The organism is Prescottella sp. GW823-FHT02E09 (assembly GCF_058797375.1).
The window spans coordinates 1-16199 of sequence record NZ_JBXAJP010000006.1; the positions used below are offsets into that span (position 1 = coordinate 1).

General features: G+C 69.3%; 16 protein-coding genes and 1 tRNA gene. 2 read left to right on the plus strand and 15 right to left on the minus strand.

Features of this window, described 5'->3' with window-relative positions:
- Positions 1 to 308: 308 nt before the first annotated feature.
- From AC1RIF_RS16175 to AC1RIF_RS16205, 7 genes are all read right to left on the minus strand, one after another.
- The gene (locus tag AC1RIF_RS16175; protein WP_492602387.1) at positions 309 to 506 is read right to left on the minus strand and encodes a hypothetical protein; all 198 of its coding nucleotides are present in this window, start codon (positions 504 to 506) and stop codon (positions 309 to 311) included.
- Between the two features lie 49 nt (positions 507 to 555).
- A complete protein-coding gene (locus AC1RIF_RS16180) occupies positions 556 to 681 on the minus strand; it encodes a hypothetical protein (RefSeq protein ID WP_492602388.1) in 126 nt (41 codons plus the stop codon).
- Between the two features lie 163 nt (positions 682 to 844).
- A tRNA-Thr gene (locus AC1RIF_RS16185) sits at positions 845 to 917 on the minus strand.
- 60 nt (positions 918 to 977) lie between these two features.
- A complete protein-coding gene (locus tag AC1RIF_RS16190; protein WP_492602389.1) occupies positions 978 to 2165 on the minus strand; it encodes a DNA polymerase III subunit delta' in 1188 nt (395 codons plus the stop codon).
- 35 nt (positions 2166 to 2200) lie between these two features.
- Positions 2201 to 5104: a type I DNA topoisomerase gene (gene topA / locus AC1RIF_RS16195; RefSeq protein ID WP_492602390.1), complete on the minus strand. Its 2904-nt coding sequence runs from the start codon at positions 5102 to 5104 to the stop codon at positions 2201 to 2203.
- Positions 5105 to 5248: 144 nt separating this feature from the next.
- On the minus strand, positions 5249 to 5833 hold the full coding sequence (locus AC1RIF_RS16200) for a hypothetical protein (protein ID WP_492602391.1): 585 nt from the start codon (positions 5831 to 5833) through the stop codon (positions 5249 to 5251).
- A 177-nt stretch (positions 5834 to 6010) separates the two neighbouring features.
- Positions 6011 to 6214 carry a cold-shock protein gene (locus AC1RIF_RS16205; RefSeq protein WP_005515803.1) on the minus strand — a complete coding sequence of 68 codons (204 nt, stop codon included), beginning with the start codon at positions 6212 to 6214 and terminating at the stop codon, positions 6011 to 6013.
- A 376-nt stretch (positions 6215 to 6590) separates the two neighbouring features.
- Between AC1RIF_RS16205 and AC1RIF_RS16210 the strand changes: the two genes are divergently transcribed.
- Positions 6591 to 8957, plus strand: a complete 2367-nt coding sequence (locus AC1RIF_RS16210) for a DNA 3'-5' helicase SftH (protein ID WP_492602392.1) — start codon at positions 6591 to 6593, stop codon at positions 8955 to 8957.
- Between the two features lie 5 nt (positions 8958 to 8962).
- Here AC1RIF_RS16210 and AC1RIF_RS16215 read toward each other — a convergent pair whose 3' ends face one another.
- From AC1RIF_RS16215 to ssd, 7 genes are read right to left on the minus strand one after another with little or no spacing between them, the layout of a single operon-like run.
- Positions 8963 to 9319 carry an Rv3654c family TadE-like protein gene (locus tag AC1RIF_RS16215; protein ID WP_492602393.1) on the minus strand — a complete coding sequence of 119 codons (357 nt, stop codon included), beginning with the start codon at positions 9317 to 9319 and terminating at the stop codon, positions 8963 to 8965.
- Complete coding sequence (locus tag AC1RIF_RS16220) at positions 9316 to 9675, minus strand: TadE family type IV pilus minor pilin (protein WP_492602394.1); 360 nt, start codon at positions 9673 to 9675, stop codon at positions 9316 to 9318. Before AC1RIF_RS16220 ends, AC1RIF_RS16215 begins: the two co-directional genes overlap by 4 nt.
- Positions 9672 to 9875 (minus strand): DUF4244 domain-containing protein, encoded by a 204-nt coding sequence (locus AC1RIF_RS16225; protein ID WP_492602758.1) that lies wholly within the window; start codon positions 9873 to 9875, stop codon positions 9672 to 9674. Before AC1RIF_RS16225 ends, AC1RIF_RS16220 begins: the two co-directional genes overlap by 4 nt.
- A gap of 60 nt (positions 9876 to 9935) precedes the next feature.
- A complete protein-coding gene (locus AC1RIF_RS16230) occupies positions 9936 to 10550 on the minus strand; it encodes a type II secretion system F family protein (protein ID WP_492602759.1) in 615 nt (204 codons plus the stop codon).
- Positions 10547 to 11353 (minus strand): type II secretion system F family protein, encoded by an 807-nt coding sequence (locus tag AC1RIF_RS16235; RefSeq protein WP_492602395.1) that lies wholly within the window; start codon positions 11351 to 11353, stop codon positions 10547 to 10549. Before AC1RIF_RS16235 ends, AC1RIF_RS16230 begins: the two co-directional genes overlap by 4 nt.
- Positions 11350 to 12537, minus strand: coding sequence for a TadA family conjugal transfer-associated ATPase (locus tag AC1RIF_RS16240; protein ID WP_492602396.1), 1188 nt, complete (start codon positions 12535 to 12537; stop codon positions 11350 to 11352). The genes AC1RIF_RS16235 and AC1RIF_RS16240 overlap by 4 nt, the downstream gene beginning before the upstream one ends.
- 5 nt (positions 12538 to 12542) lie before the next feature.
- Positions 12543 to 13643 (minus strand): septum site-determining protein Ssd, encoded by a 1101-nt coding sequence (gene ssd, locus AC1RIF_RS16245; protein WP_492602397.1) that lies wholly within the window; start codon positions 13641 to 13643, stop codon positions 12543 to 12545.
- Between the two features lie 565 nt (positions 13644 to 14208).
- Between ssd and AC1RIF_RS16250 the strand changes: the two genes are divergently transcribed.
- Positions 14209 to 15027 (plus strand): HAD family hydrolase, encoded by an 819-nt coding sequence (locus AC1RIF_RS16250; protein WP_492602398.1) that lies wholly within the window; start codon positions 14209 to 14211, stop codon positions 15025 to 15027.
- Positions 15028 to 15432: 405 nt separating this feature from the next.
- On the opposite strand, the gene AC1RIF_RS16255 is transcribed toward AC1RIF_RS16250, so the two are convergent.
- A complete protein-coding gene (locus AC1RIF_RS16255; RefSeq protein ID WP_492602760.1) occupies positions 15433 to 16182 on the minus strand; it encodes a Fic family protein in 750 nt (249 codons plus the stop codon).
- Between the last annotated feature and the right edge of the window lie 17 nt (positions 16183 to 16199).

The following is a 16199-nucleotide window of genomic DNA, read 5'->3' on the forward strand; positions in this document are numbered from 1 at the left end:
GACACACTGTTGAGTTCTCAAAGAACACGCACACACCATCACCAGAAACCCAAAGGCTCCTCGTTCCGGGGCAACCGTTCCAGCCTAACCAGAACCAGACCCGGACGCAAATCCGAGCACCAGAACCGATCCAAGCAGATTCGCCAGGCGCTCTCCGTACAACCTCGTTTTCCCAGTCCCTCAGGTCCGGGTCGGTGTCCGTGTCGCTCTGACCTGGAATAAGTTACGCGAACCTTTCACCGAATGCCAAACCGCCTGGTCAGAGGCCCCGAACAGCTCGCAAAGCCAGGGAATCGCATCGATGCCGGCTACGGAACCCAGTACTTGGCGGCCAGCTCTTCAACGAGTGGGTCGTCATCCGCGACTTCGTCGAGCGCAGCCAGATCACCGTCGATCGCGACCAGTCGCGGATCGTCTCCCTCGAACTCCTCGACCGGATGTCCGCCATTCTCCGCCAGCTGCCGCAACAGCTTCTCCCGGACGCGGACCTTCAGTGATTCGCTCACCTTCCGAGCATGGCGGTCTGGACCATCCTTGTCGAGCGGTTCGGACAGGTCAGTCGTCATCGTTTCGACGGAACACCTGTCTCGCCACCGGGATGAGCATCACGAGTGCGCCGATCATCAGGATCAACCAGAAGATCTCCATCAGCACTTCGAACCCTTCTGCCGGGGTGGGCACTCCCCTGCATGCCCTCTGTACTCCAGTGTCCACCGACCACGGATCCAACGGTGACCCAATGAACGGCCTGGTCAGCCAACCGGCACCGATCCCCGCGGGCCGGCCGGCCCTACCGATGAAAAAGGGCCCCTCACCTGGTTTCCCAGGTGAGGGGCCCTTTCGGAGCTGCCTGCGAGAATCGAACTCGCGACCTTTTCATTACGAGTGAAATGCTCTACCGACTGAGCTAAGGCAGCGTGCCTCTCGGCGCGTGCGAGTCTAGCGTGTACCCCCGCCCCGAAAGCAAATCGGGGTCTCTAGCCGAACTCCGCGCCCAGGCGCGCCACGAGCGCGTCGACCGCGAACTTGGGTTTGACGTTCATGTCCAATGCCTCCCGACAGTCGAGGATCGCCTCGATACAGCGCAGCAATCCCTCCCGCGACGTACGGGATGCGAGGTCCGCAGCCTGCTCGGACATGTCCGGATGGTTCGGCGTCGCGCGCGACCCGAACGAGTAGGCGAGTCCGTCGCGGTACAGACCAGCGAGATCCATCAGTGCGCGGTCGAGCGAATCGCGGCCGGTCCGAGTGGCCCGCGACTTCTGGCGTCGTTCCAAGTCCTTGAGTACACCGGCCGAACCGCGCAGCGCCCCGGCCGCACCCTTGCCGGTGCCGCCTGCTCCCAGCGCCGTCCGGAGTTCCTCGGTCTCCCGCTCGTCCCGCTCGGCCGTCAACTCCTTGGCTTCGAGGTCGGCCGCCTGGACCAGTTCTTCGGCGGCGGCATATGCGGTGCCCGGTCGCATCGCGGCTTTCGCCAGCGAGAGGGCCCGCTTGCGGCGGGACCGCGCGTCCTCGTCACTCGCGAGGCGTCGGGCACGCCCGACGTGGCCACCGCAGATGGAAGCCGCCCAGTCCGCGGTCTCGGGGTCCAGCTGATCGCGTTCGCGCAGAACCTGAGCGATCGCGTCGACCGACGGCGTCACCAGCGGCACGTGCCGGCACCGCGATCGGAGGGTGACCGAGATGTCCTGCGGGTCGACCGACGGCGCACACAACAGGAACACGGTGCGGTCCGGCGGCTCCTCGACGACCTTGAGCAGCGCATTGGCGGCGCCCTCGGTGAGCCGGTCGGCGTCCTCGATCACGACGACCTGCCACCGCCCGGTGCTGGGCCGGCGCGATGCCGTCTGCACGATGCCGCGCATCTCGCTGACGCTGATGCTCAGACCCTCGGGCACCACCCGCCGAACGTCACCATGGGTGCCTGCCATCGTCGTGGTGCAGGCCTGGCAGTGACCGCATCCGGGTGCCCCGTCGGAGGTGCACTGCAGCGCCGCCGCGAAACACAGCGCCGCGACCGAACGGCCGGACCCCGGCGGGCCGGTGAACAGCCACGAGTGCGTCATCCGGGACCCGGACTCGCTCCCGCGGGCAGCAATGGCGGCAGCCGTCAGCTCGGCCTCGACATGTTCCTGCCCGACCAGTCGATCGAATACACCCGCCACGCGCCGAGCCTATCGATCCGTGCCGACGAATCGGGTCACGGCTTCTCGGCCGTGGTCTTCTTCGCCGCCGCCTTCTTCGCCGGCGCCTTCTTGGCCGCCGTCTTCTTCGCGGCAGCCTTCTTCGCCGGCGCCTTCTTCGCCGCTGCCTTCTTCTTCACCGGACCGCGGGCACGACGGTCGGCCAACAGCTCGGACGCGCGCTCGTCGGTGATCGACTCGACCTCGTCGCCCTTGCGCAAGCTCGCGTTGGTCTCGCCATCGGTGACGTACGGACCGAAGCGGCCGTCCTTGATCACCATCGGCTTGCCGGTCGCGGAGTCGTTGCCGAGCTCACGCAGCGCGGCCGCCGCCGACGCCTGGCGCCCACGCCGCTTGGGCTCGGCGTAGATCTTGAGCGCATCCTCGAGGGTCACCGTGAACATCTGCTCTTCGTTCTCCAGCGAACGAGAATCGGTGCCCTTCTTCAGGTACGGACCATATCGGCCGTTCTGCGCGGTGATCTCTTCCTTCGATTCGGGATCGACACCGACGACGCGCGGCAGCGACAGCAGCCGCAGCGCGTCCTCGAGCGTGACGGTCTCCAGATCCATCGACTTGAGCAGCGAACCGGTGCGCGGCTTGGGGCCGGCGGCCTTCTTCGCGGCCTTCTTCGCCGGCGCCTTCTTCACGGCCTTCGTCTTGGTGGTGCCGTCGGCGGCCGTCTCGACCGGGACGATGTCCGGTTCCGGTTCGGGCGCCGGCTCCGGCAGGATCTCGGTCACGTACGGGCCGAAGCGGCCCTCCTTCGCGACGATCTCGTGCCCGGTGAGCGGGTCGACGCCCAGCTTGCGCCCCTCCTGCGGGGTCGAGAACAGCTTCTCCGCGTACTCGGGCGTGAGCTCGTCCGGCGGCAGGTCGTCGGGCAGGTTCGCCCGTTGCGAGATCGGGTCGCCGTCCGGATCGTCCGGATTCTGCACCATGCGCTCGAGGTAGGGGCCGAACCTGCCGACCCGCACATGGACCTCGCGGCCCTCGGCGTCGTCGAACAGTCGAATCGAGTTGATCTCGCGGGCGTCGATGTCCTCGAGGTTCTCGCCGACCATCTTCTTCAGGCCACCGGCCCGCGCGATCGAGTCGTCGGCCGCCGACGTGTCACCGAAGTAGAAGCCCGACAGCCAGTTACCGCGCTGTTCGCGGCCGCCGGCGATCTCGTCGAGGTCGTCCTCCATCGCGGCCGTGAAGTCGAAGTCCACGAGCCGACCGAAGTGCGACTCGAGCAGCCCGATCACCGCGAACGCGACCCACGACGGAACGAGGGCGCTGCCGCGCTTGTAGACATAGCCGCGGTCCAGGATGGTCTTGATGATCGACGAGTACGTCGATGGACGGCCGATACCGAGTTCTTCGAGAGCCTTGATGAGACTCGCCTCGGTGTATCGGGCCGGCGGGTTGGTGGTGTGGCCATCCGGATCGAGCTTGGTGGCGGTCACGCCCTGGCCCTGGGTCAGCGCCGGCAGACGCGACTCGGCGTCGTCGGACTGGCCGCCGGCCTCCTCGTCGACGCTCTCGACGTACGCCTTGAGGAATCCGGGGAACGTGATGGTGCGACCCGACGACGAGAACGTGCACTCCTCGCCGGTGCCGGCGGTGCCGGTGATGCGCAGCGTCAGCGTGGTGCCGCGCGCGTCGGCCATCTGCGACGCGACCGTGCGTTGCCAGATCAGCTCGTAGAGCCGGTACTCGTCGTTCTCGAGACGCGAGTGCAGCTGACCGGGGGTCTGGAAGACGTCACCGGCGGGGCGGATCGCCTCGTGTGCCTCCTGCGCGTTCTTGACCTTGCGGGTGTACTGGCGCGGGGTGGCGTGCACGTACTCGGCGCCGTACAGCTCGGTGGCCTGGGCCCGGGCCGCGGCGATCGCCGACTGCGACAGCGTGGTCGAGTCGGTTCGCATGTAGGTGATGTAGCCGTTCTCGTACAGACGCTGCGCGACGCGCATGGTCCGTTCCGACGAGAAGCGCAGCTTGCGCGCGGCCTCCTGCTGCAGCGTCGACGTCATGAACGGCGCGTACGGCTTGCGTGTGTACGGCTTGTCCTCGGCAGACGAGACGACCAGGTCGACGCCCTCGAGTGCCTCCGCGAGCCGTCGGGCGTACGCCTCGTCGATGACGGTGACGCCGGTGGACTTGAGGTGGCCGTCGGGACCGAAGTCGCGGGCGGCCGCGACACGGGAGCCGTCGACCGAGACCAGACGCGCACCGAAGTTGCGGGGACTGGCGTCGGCACCGGCGTCGAGCGTGGCCGAGATGTCCCAGTACGACGCCGATCGGAAGGCCATCCGCTCGCGTTCGCGCTGCACGATGACGCGGGTCGCGACGGACTGGACGCGGCCTGCAGAGAGCCGCGGCATGACCTTCTTCCACAACACCGGACTGACCTCGTAGCCGTACAAACGGTCGAGGATGCGGCGGGTCTCCTGCGCATCGACCAGATCGTTGTCGAGATCGCGGGTGTCCTCGGCGGCCGCACGAATCGCGGGCTCGGTGATCTCGTGGAACACCATCCGACGGACCGGGATCTTGGGCTTGAGCGTCTCGAGCAGATGCCAGGCGATGGCCTCGCCCTCGCGGTCGGGGTCGGTGGCGAGGTAGAGCTCGTCGGCGTCCTTGAGCAGACTCTTGAGCTCGGTGACCTTCGACTTCTTCTCAGGACTGACCACATACAGCGGCTCGAAGTCGTGGTCGACGTTGACACCGAGCCGGGCCCACGGCTCACCCTTGTACTTCGCGGGTACGTCGGCGGCACCACGCGGCAGGTCGCGGATGTGCCCGACCGAGGCCTCCACGACGTAATTCTTGCCGAGGTAGGGCGCGATCTTCTTGGCCTTCGTCGGTGACTCGACGATGACGAGGCGGCGCGTGGCGGACGCTCCGTCCGCCGTGCTCTTCTCCCGTGATGCCACCAGCTGTCCGCACCTTTCATGCTCGATCAGTGCCGCTGCGCACCTGATGCGAATCTCGTCTCCGCCCCCGTTATACCGGGTCCGGTCAGTTACAGGGTGTCACACCAGGAAGATGAACGCGCATATCCGTCCCGCTCCGTTCGCTCAAATGTGCGGCCAGTTACGCCGGGCATCGACATCATCAGGTGGCTCACCGATGTTCTCCGCGAGATGCATGAGCCGTCTTCTGCCCGAAATACGCAATCCCGGGGACGCTCCTCGAATTCCGACGATCGTCGGCGCCACCCCGGCCCGCATCAGCGATTGAGCGAGCACCACGTGCGTGTCGGGGGCGTGCGGGTCCAGGCCGAGCACGTAGCGCTGGCCGTCCGCCTCGACCCGTCCCGACGCCAGCACCCACGCCCGCTGCTCACGGGATCCAGGGACCCAACCGTCCGGCACAGCCTTGACGGCTCCGCGCGTCCACTGCGCCGCCAGTCCCGCGAGTTGCGGAACGGGGGCCGTGCGCACCAGAGGGCGCCCTTCCTCGGACGTACTGACCTCGGCGTCCAGGCCGGCGTCCCGCATCAACTGGGCGATCGCCTCCGCCCGCCACCCGCTGTCGACGACGACGGACACTCGCGTCCCCTCCCTCGAGGAGACCACCTGTCCCTGTGCCGCGAGCAGACCACCGAGATCGGCGACCGCGGGCGGCACCGACTCGGCGGAGAAGAAGGACAGCTGAGCCACAAGGTGGACAGTAGGCCAAGATCCCGCGTCGTTCGCCCGGATCGCGCATCCGCCACACGGGAAAGATGTCTCCCCTACAACGAACTCGTCCCCTGCCACCGTTGCCGGTGGCAGGGGACGAGTCAGGCAACGGTCAGTAGGACCGGCCTTGAATCAATCGTTCAGTTGGTGAACGGATCAGATGGCGCGAACGCCGGTGGCCTGCGGGCCCTTGGTGCCCTGGCCGACCTCGAACTCGACGCGCTGGTTCTCCTCGAGGGTGCGGAAGCCGCTGCCCTGGATCTCCGAGTAGTGGACGAAGACGTCAGCGGAGCCGTCCTCGGGAGCGATGAAGCCGAAGCCCTTTTCCGCGTTGAACCACTTCACAGTGCCCTGTGCCATGCTTTTCCTTCTCTTTCTTACACCGGATTCGATGGACAGCACTTCCGGTCCACCGGGCCGGTTCCGACCGCTGTACTTTCTCGATTCCCCCTCAGGAACGCATAAGCACCGCGCTCGCAACATCGATCCTGCGGGCGTTTAAACGAACACAGAAGCTGCGACCAGGTCATAGTCAACCACGTCCGACGCGCCCGCAACAGTCGAAAGACGAACAAATACTGCAAATAGATGATCTTGCACCAAGTGCCACACGAACTACCGTCGGGTACACCCCTGCCCGACGCCTGAACCCGGCCGCGGATAGGATCAAAACCGCAGGTCCAGCGCGCGCAACCTGTCCAGGACGCGAACCGACGACAATTCCGGAAGAGGCCCCGTGAACCCCTCGCCACACTCCCGCGACACGGGAGAAAACGGCGACAACTCGTTCGGGCGGACCCTTCTCGATCGTGTACTGGCCGGTACACCGACAGGAGAACAACCCCTCACGTTCACCGCAGAACTACCGCCGCGGGTTTCCCGATTCGCCGAATGGCCGGAGTGGGCCGGCGACGCGGCAGTACGCGCGTTGCGGTCGGCCGGCATTCCACAACCATGGAGCCACCAAGCCGAGGCGGCATCGATCGCGGCGGGAGGCGACCACGTCGTCGTCGCGACGGGTACCGCGTCCGGTAAATCACTTGGGTATCAACTCCCGATACTCACCGCCCTCGCGGGCGACTCCCGAGGCACCGCGCTGTATCTCTCCCCTACCAAGGCGCTCGGTGCCGATCAGTTGCGCGCCGCGATCGCGCTCACCGAGTCCGAACCCGAGCTCGGGCCGATCCATCCGAGCGGCTTCGACGGCGACACCCCCATAGAGGTCCGCCAGTGGGCGCGGGCGAACTCCCGGTGGATCTTCACGAACCCGGACATGCTGCACATCGGGATCCTGCGTTCACACCAACGCTGGTCGCATCTGTTCCGCAACCTGCAGTTCGTCGTGGTCGACGAGTGCCATTCCTATCGCGGCGTGTTCGGATCCAACGTCGCGCTGGTGCTGCGCCGGCTGCGTCGAATCGCGGCACGGTACGGCGCGAACCCGGTCTTCATCCTCGCCAGCGCGACCACCGCCGATCCCGGCTCGGCCGCGTCCCGACTGATCGGCGCCCCCTGCGCCGAGGTCACCGAGGACGGCTCGCCGCACGGGCCCCGCACCATCGCGCTGTGGGAGCCGCCGCTGCTCGCCTCGGTCACCGGAGAGAACGGCGCACCGGTCCGACGAGCCGCGGGATCGGAGGCGTCCCGCATCATGGCGGACCTGCTCGTCGAGGGCGCCCGGACGCTGACCTTCGTCCGGTCTCGTCGCGGCGCGGAACTCACCGCCATGGGGACCCGTCGCGCGCTGGCCGAGGTCGACCCGGACCTGGCCGAGCGTGTGGCCGCCTACCGCGCCGGATACCTCGCCGAGGATCGCCGCGAGCTCGAGGCCGCACTGGCCGACGGCCGACTGCTCGGTGTCGCCACGACGAATGCCCTCGAGCTCGGGGTGGACATCGCCGGGCTCGACGCCGTCGTGGTCGCAGGCTTCCCTGGCACCGTTGCCTCGTTCTGGCAGCAGGCCGGGCGATCCGGCAGGCGCGGCGAGGGGTCGCTCGTGGTCCTCGTCGCGCGCGACGACCCACTCGACACCTATCTGGTGCACCACCCCTCGGCGCTGCTGGATCGTCCGGTCGAGGCGACCGTGACCGACCCGACCAATCCGTACGTCCTGGGTCCGCAACTGCTGTGCGCGGCGCTCGAGCTGCCGTTGTCCGACGCCGAGGTCGCCGACTTCGGTGCCACGGACGTGCTCACCGAGTTGGCGGCACAGGGACTGATCCGGCGTCGGGCGCACGGCTGGTTCGTCACCGCCGAGTCCGATCCGCACAGCAACCTCGACATCCGCGGCGGCATCGGCGGCCAGGTCGCGATCGTCGACGGCGAATCCGGGCGCATGTTGGGCACCGTCGACACCGGTCGTGCACCGGCGACCGCCCATCCGGGCGCCGTCCACATCCATCAGGGCGAGTCGTTCGTCGTGGACCATCTGGATCTCGACGAGGGGATCGCGTTGGTGCACTCCGAGGAACCGGAGTGGACCACGTCGGCGCGCGAGATCACCGACATCGCGATCGGCGACGTCGCTGAGCACAAGCGGTACGGCGAGGTGGGCGTCGCGCTGGTGCAGGTCGAGGTGACGCATCAGGTGGTCGGCTACCTGCGCCGGCTGTCGTCCGGCGAGGTGCTGGACTCGGTGGAGCTCGACATGCCCGCGCAGACCCTGCAGACCCGGGCCGTGATGTACACGATCACGCCGGAACTGCTGGGGGAGGCAGGGCTCGGCGCCGATCGCGTCCCCGGCGCGCTGCACGCCGCCGAGCACGCCGCGATCGGGCTCCTTCCGCTGGTCGCGACGTGCGACCGGGGCGACATCGGCGGCGTCTCGACGGCGCTGCACCCGGACACCGGTCTGCCGACGGTGTTCGTATACGACGGTCACCCCGGAGGGGCCGGGTTCGCCGACCGCGGCCACGCCGAGCTGGTCCGTTGGCTGAGCGCGACCCGGGACGCGATCGACTCGTGCGAGTGCGCCGCCGGCTGCCCCTCGTGTGTGCACTCCCCCAAGTGCGGCAACGGCAACCACCCGCTCGACAAGGACGGTGCCATCCGGGTGCTCACCGCGGTGCTGGCTGCGGTGGACCCGGACCACACGGCGACCTGACGCGCTCACTCGGCCGGCCCGGCCCGCGCGACGGCGCGAGCGGGGCCGACGACGAACGACACCGACCCCACACGCACCTCCGCCCCGACCACCACGTCCCAGCCGACCACCGTGCACTGCGTCACCTCGGCTCCCATCCGATCCGCAACGGATGTTGCCGCGACACAGGATGATTCGTCGCCACCGGAGAGCGCGGACGCCGCCGCGAGCGCCGCGAGATCCGCGGCGGACTGCGCCCGATGCCGGGCGGCGACCGCCCCGCCGACGTGCACGAGTCCGGCGGTGACGGCGACGAGCGCCGCCAGCGCGAAGCACGCGAACACCGTCGCACCGCCGGATTCGTCCCGCCGCAGACCCGTCACCCGTCCGCTGCCTCCGGCTCGCGGACGGCGACCGCCTCGGCAGACAACTCGACCAGCGGCAGCAGCGTTGCACGCGCCCGCACGGTGGCCACGACGAAATCCCCATCGTCGTGGAGCGTGATCTCCGCGCCCGGTGGTGCGACCCGCCCGGCCGCGGCAACCGCGTTGGCGCGATCGTCGCGGGCGGCCAACCTCGCCGCCTCCCGGGCCGCGTCGATGCATCGCACCTGCGCCGACACCGCGACGATCGCACCGACGCAGAGCACCACCACGGTCACGATGGACGCGATCGCGATCGCCGCCTCCACCGTGACCGCACCGTCCTCCCGCCGCAGGACGGACCTGGCCGCCGTCACACCGACGTGGCCAAGGCTTTGTCGATGATGCCGGTGAGCGCCGAGACGATCGAATCTCCGGTCACGACGGTGTAGAGAATGGCACCGAATGCTGCAGCGGCAATGGTGCCGATCGCGTACTCCGCCGTCGACATGCCGTCGTCCGCGGTCGCCGCGAGGACGAGTCGTGCCTGGAGTCCCTGAAACTTCTTCCCCCACATCATACTTCCCCTTCATTCGATTCCGGCGCGGCCGTTCCGCGTCGGAGGCCCCTCCCCCGGTCACAGGAGCCCACCCTGGAGCACCCGTCCGGCCAACCCGATCACCACCGGGACGATTCCCAGGCAGATGAACGCGGGTAGGAAGCACAGTCCCAACGGACCGCTGATGAGGACGCCGGCCCGCTCCGCTGCGGCCACCGCAGCGTCCTCGGCATCGCTGCGCTGCTGCGCGGCCAGTTCCCCGATCGCCGACGACAGTGCGGCACCCGACCGCGCGGACCGCCGCGCCATCCGGGCGAGCGCCTCCGTCGCCGGCTCCGCGGCCACGACGTCCCACGCTGTCGCCGGGTCGGCGCCCAGCGCCAACAGGTCCGCAGTACGCCGCAGCGAGTCTGCGAGTGGACCGGGGGCCGATCGGGCGGTGGCCGCGGCCGCCGTTGCCACCGGAAGGCCCGCCTTGAGGCACGCAGCCAACAGGTCGAACGTGCCCGCGACCGCCATCGGGTCCGCCGGAGCGTCGGCGGCGCCCGCGGTGACTCCGTCGACAGCGGCTGCACCGACGTTGGATGCTCCGGCGTCGGGCACTCCGGACGCCCGCAAGCGCCGGCGCGCTCGTCCCGATCCCGGCACGACGAGGACCGCCACCGCGGCCAGGACGAATGACAGCCACATCAGCCGACCACCCGGCCGACGATGCGGTCCGTCCACAGCAGCCCCGCCACGACCAGCACCGTGCCGATCACGAGCAGCGCTCCACCGAGGCCCCCGCCGAGGAGGACCCGAACCGGGGATGCGCCCATGAGTTGACCGAGCCCGATTCCGAGAACCGGCAGCCCGGCCAGAACCGCGGCGGTGGCCCTCGCACCAGCCAGGCCGGCTTCGGCTCGGGTTCGGAACCGACTGCGCCCCAACAGGTCCGTACGCGCGGCATGCAGGAGGTCTGCCAGCGCGAGGCCGTGGGCCTCGGCGACCGCCCACGCGTCCGCGATTCGCCGCAGGTCGTCGGCCACGACACCGCCGTGCGCGACCAGTCCGCTGGCCGCGGATCCGCCGAGTCGGGCGCGAGCCGCCGCGCTGCGGAACGCTTCTGCCGCCGTACCGGCGCATTCCTGCGCGGCAGACTCGCACGCCGCGGCGGGGTGCGCCCCGACCCGTAGCTCACCGATCACCACGTCCAGGCCCGCCAGTACGCCGCGCCGTTCCCGCTCGCGGTGCGCCGATGCGGAGCGCCGTCGGCGACGTCCGCGCGCGGTGGCCACCGCGACCGCGGCAGCGACCGCGGCGGTCGGCGTGCCGAGCACGGCCAGCGGAACACACCCGGCGAGCGCGAGGTCGAACGGCGAGAGCTTCGGTCGTGGCATCCACTGGGGAGTCGACGGCTGCGGTACGACCGACGACATCGATCGCAACCGCCGACGCGTGCGGCCACCCGGGACCGCCAGGATCGCGGCCGCCAGGCACAGCAGCGCCGGGATCACTGCGCGCCCCTGGCGTCGAGCAACTCGCGCAGCGTCCGGCTTCCGGGTCCCGCGCCGCTCTCTCGCGTCCACGCCGGAACGACACCCACGGCGCCCGACGAATCTCGTTCCAGGACTCCGATTTCCACGAGTCTGCGCGCTCCCGATGCGCCCCGTCGGACATGCAGTACCACCTGGACCGCCGCGGCCAACTGGCTGTGCAGTGCCTGACGATCCAGCCCCCCGAGCGCCGCGAGGGCCTCGAGCCGCGCCGGGACCTCTCCGGGAGAGTTGGCGTGCACCGTCCCGGCGCCGCCGTCGTGTCCGGTGTTGAGTGCCGTGAGCAGGTCGACGACCTCGGCGCCGCGCACCTCACCGACCACGATGCGATCCGGCCGCATGCGCAGGGACTGCCGGACCAAGTCCCGCACCGTCACCTCGCCGACGCCCTCTACGTTCGGTGCGCGCGCGACCAACCGGACCACGTGCGGGTGAGCCGGTGCCAGTTCGGCGGCGTCCTCGACACACACGATCCGCTCTGCCGCACCGACCTGACCCAGCATGGCCGCGAGCATGGTGGTCTTGCCGGCACCGGTTCCGCCGGTGACGAGAAAGGCGAGCCGCGTCCGCACGATCGCGTCGAGCAGCGCACGCGCCTCGGGATCCACCGCACCACCGGCGGTGAGTTCGTCGAGCCCTTGCGTCGCCGGCCTGAGCACCCGCAGCGACACGCAGGTACCACCCTGCGCGACCGGCGCGAGCACGGCGTGGAGACGAACCCCGAAGTCGCCGTGACCGATCGACGGAAGGCGGCCGTCGACCCACGGCTGTGCGTCGTCCAGGCGGCGCCCAGCAGAAAGAGCCAGCCGCTGCGCGAGTCGCCGCACCGCGGCCTCGTCGGGGAATGTCACCGCCGTCCGCTCGAGTCCGGTACCGCGGTCCATCCACACCTCGTCGGGCGCCGTCACCAGGACGTCCGCGACACCGGGCACCGCGAGCAGTGCCTCGAGCGGGCCCGCACCGGTGAGTTCCGTCTGCAGCATCCGCAGCGCGGCCAGGAGGTCGGTGTCCCCGAGCACCCCACCGGATTCGGCGCGGATGGCCGCTGCCACCGTCGCCGGGGTGAGCTCCCCCTCCGTGAGCGCGAGGCGGTCGCGCACCCGTTCGAGCAGATCGGTGGACTCGAGCGTCCTCGCCGCAGTCACCGCATTCACGCGGACCGCCGCCGTGGCCGCGCACCGAGCAGGTCGAGTACCGCCCGTGCCGCCGCGCCCAGTGGGGACCGCGAGCCGAGATCGAGTCCGCCCCGTTCGAGCATCGCGTCGAGGTGCGGCTCCGGGCGCATCGCCGCGAGCAGTGGCACCCCGATCGTCTCGGCGAGATCCGCGCCACGCAGCCCTCCCGGCGCAGGGCCGCGAACGACGATGCCCTGATGGGGATTTCGTTCCGCGACCCGGGCGAGAACCCGTTCGGCTGCCAGACCCGCCCGCACCGTGGCCGGTACCACGGCCACGACCATGTCGGCGATGTCCAGCAGGCTGTCGCTCGTCTCCGACGCCTGTCGTGGAATGTCACACACCACCAGATCACCGGCCCGACGGCCCGCCTCCGCGACTGCCGTCACCGCGGCCGGTGTGGGTCCCGCAACATGGACGCGGCCACGATCACACGCGAGCACACCGACCCCGGGACGGGGCGACGGCAGTGCCGCGTGCAGCGCGTCGGCCGAAACCTGTCCGCCCTCGACCGTCAGACCCGACCATCGCGGCCCCGGCACGTTCTCGAGCCCCAGCAGCAGATCCACTCCCCCGCCCATCGGGTCCGCATCGAGCAGGATCGTCGCCGTCGCTCCGCCCGATTCGACGGCGACGGCCGCCGCAAGCGTCGAGGCGCCGGCGCCGCCACAACCACCGATCACCGCGACGACGGTGCCGTCGCCCTGCCGTCCGGCACCACGATCGCCGAACGCCGTCACGAGTGCGGCCTCGTCGTCGGGAAGGCCCAGCACACTCTCGGCTCCGACGGCCGTGGCCACCTGCCAGTCGGGCAGCGCGGGTGGACCGTCGCAGACGAGCAGCACCCGGTCGCGGCGCGGGAGCCGCGCCGCGCACTCCCGTGCCGCGGTCGTGTCCACCACCACCAGGGCGGCCTGCTCCCACACCCGTCGTCCGGGCAGACCCGACACGGGTTCAAACGTTTGGTCGGTGGCGGCCGCGACCGCGCGCAGGGTCTGCAAGACGCCGCGTGCACTCACCAACGCGAGCACTCCGGGCCGCCCCGACGCAGACGGTGGGCGGGAATCGATGTCCATGACACCCAGCCTGCGGATCGCAGATCCGACAGAAAAGCCGGTTTCGGAGAATGTGCACAGAATCGGGGGCTGTGGATCGATTCTGGTACGAACGTACGCATTATTCGCGAAGCGTGGATGTGGCCGAATCGCCGCACCCGCCAACTGATTGCCGTCATCGACCGCACGTGGAGAACGTGAGAATCCCGATGGAGCGCGGGATGAATCCCCTGAACAGCGCCGGACGGAATACCTGGTGAACCACAGGATCCGGGACCGCGAACGGGTGGGCGCGCGGGCGTCAGCGCTGCGCATTCGAACCGGGAAGGGGGAAGTTAGGGGACGACCCCCGCCAGGGGGGGAGGAGGCGGGGGTCGTCAGAGTTCAGCCCCGGGGGGTCGGGCTGAACACGCCTGGATCGCGTCCAGGTAGGAGCAATAATACACCCAGATCCAGGTTTGTTTGCAACTTCATCGATTCGCAGGCCCGCCCGGAACGCCCGGTCAAACCCACCGTCCACCCGCCCCACCTTCGACATCCCGTGTCGTCGAACACGGTCTCGGGCACCTCGCCTATTGTCGGTCGGGTGACCGCCTATCCGAGCGAACTCACCGAACGCGACCGTGTGGCCGCGTTCTTCGACCTGGACAAGACCGTCATCGCGAAATCGAGCGCGCTGGCCTTCAGCAAGCCGTTCTTCGCACAGGGACTCATCACCCGCCGCTCGGTATTGCAGAGCAGCTACGCCCAGTTCCTCTTCCTGCTCTCCGGAGCCGACCACGACCAGATGGAGCGGATGCGTACGCATCTGACGAACATGACGGCCGGCTGGGACGTCGAGCAAATCCGCGGCATCGTCGCCGAGACATTGCACGACATCGTCGATCCGCTGATCTACGCCGAGGCGGCCGATCTCATCGCCGACCACAAGGTCCGCGGCCACGACATCGTGATCGTGTCGGCGTCGGGCGAGGAGGTGGTGACCCCGATCGCCGAGGCCCTCGGCGCCACGCACAGCACGGCGACCCGCATGGTTGTCGAAGACGGCCGGTACACCGGCGAACTCGAGTTCTACTGCTACGGCGACGGCAAGGTCGAGGCGATGCGCGAGCTCGCCGACCGGTACGGATACGACCTGTCCCGGTGCTACGCGTACTCCGATTCGGTGACGGACCTGCCGATGCTGCAGGCCGTCGGCCACCCGACTGCGGTCAATCCGGACCGGGCTCTGCGAAAAGCAGCCACCGAAAGCGGTTGGCCCGTATTGTCTTTCTCCAATCCGGTTTCGCTGCGGGCCCGGCTCCAGTCGCCGTCGCGCACCACCGTCGCAGCGGCCGCGGCGGTGCTGTCGAGCGCCGCCGTCGCGGGCGTGTTCACATACGGCATGCGCCGACGGAAGCGATGAACGCGCATCTGCCACAAAGGAAAATTGCCACTTGAAGTGGGTCGGAGCACGGGGTACAAAGGAGTTACGGAAGGCCGGTAGGCCAGGACCGATCCGGAAGAGAAGGATCGATTCCCCGAACGGACTTCCCAGCACGGACACCAGGCACCCACGCGAAGCAGCAAGCCACTATAAGGGCAGAAGCGTTGTGGGCCTGCGTGACTCGGATGACTGACGGCGAGGACTCCGCACTGGTTGCGGGGACGACCCGGCACCGCCCGAGCCTACGCCGAGGCCGTTGACACACAACCCACATTTGCACGCTTGGTAACCCGGCAGCCCGTGCTAGCGGGTGGCGGCACCGATCATCGTCGGTGGCACCACCCGCTTCGTATGTGCGGGCACGATCCCACACCCGAACACCGCTCAACCGGCGGCGGCCTCTGCGATCGACATGGCCTCCCGCGCCCCGGCCTCGAGCGCGCCACAGCACAGGATCACCCAACTGCCCACGCCCTCGGGCGTGCCCGACGCGAATCCGGAGATGCCGTCCCGGTACGCCGGGGCCCGCCGCATCCAACTCACCTCCGGCACCCCCAGGTTGTGGGGATCGAGGCCGGAGGAGGTGGCCACCAGTCGCGAGGCGGCACGGGCGACGATGCCGTCGGCGACACCGAACGGACGGAGCGCGGCCAACTCGCCGTGCACGACGGCCGCGAGCACCGGAGCCGGAACCCGTGTGCCACCAGTGACCAGCTGGGCCAGCATGTCCAGCCGCTCCCCCACGCCCGGATCGTTACGCGGGCGGCCCAGCACTTCCGGATCGTCGACGAGGTCCGCCGCGGCGAGCAGATGGAGGCGGGCCAGGGCCTGCAGCGGGGCGCGCTGCCAGGTCGGAAGGATGACCGTCAGCGAATCCCCGTCCAACGCCTGCGCGACACGCAGCGCGCCGGACAGCACGGGGTCGCCGACCGTCCCGGGGACGGGCAGCTCGGTCGACCCGCCGTCGATCGACGCGGACGCTCGGGCGGCGCGGACGGACGCCTCGGTGGCGGTCTGCGGCCACCCTCGACGGTTCGTCTTGTGCCGATGCACCTCGCCGAGCGCGTCGCGCGCGCGGTCCGCTGCCTCGCGCACACCGGGCAGGTCCAACAGCGGCTGCAGGGGATCAGTCACGGCATCACTCACGGTTG

What these genes read in the sequence shown, in the direction of transcription:
- AC1RIF_RS16205 (WP_005515803.1), bottom strand. Translation starts at nt 6,214, where the DNA reads ATGGCACAGGGCACTGTGAAGTGGTTCAACGCGGAAAAGGGCTTCGGC.
- AC1RIF_RS16225 (WP_492602758.1), bottom strand. Translation starts at nt 9,875, where the DNA reads ATGTGGGGGAAGAAGTTTCAGGGACTCCAGGCACGACTCGTCCTCGCG.
- ssd (WP_492602397.1), bottom strand. Translation starts at nt 13,643, where the DNA reads ATGGACATCGATTCCCGCCCACCGTCTGCGTCGGGGCGGCCCGGAGTG.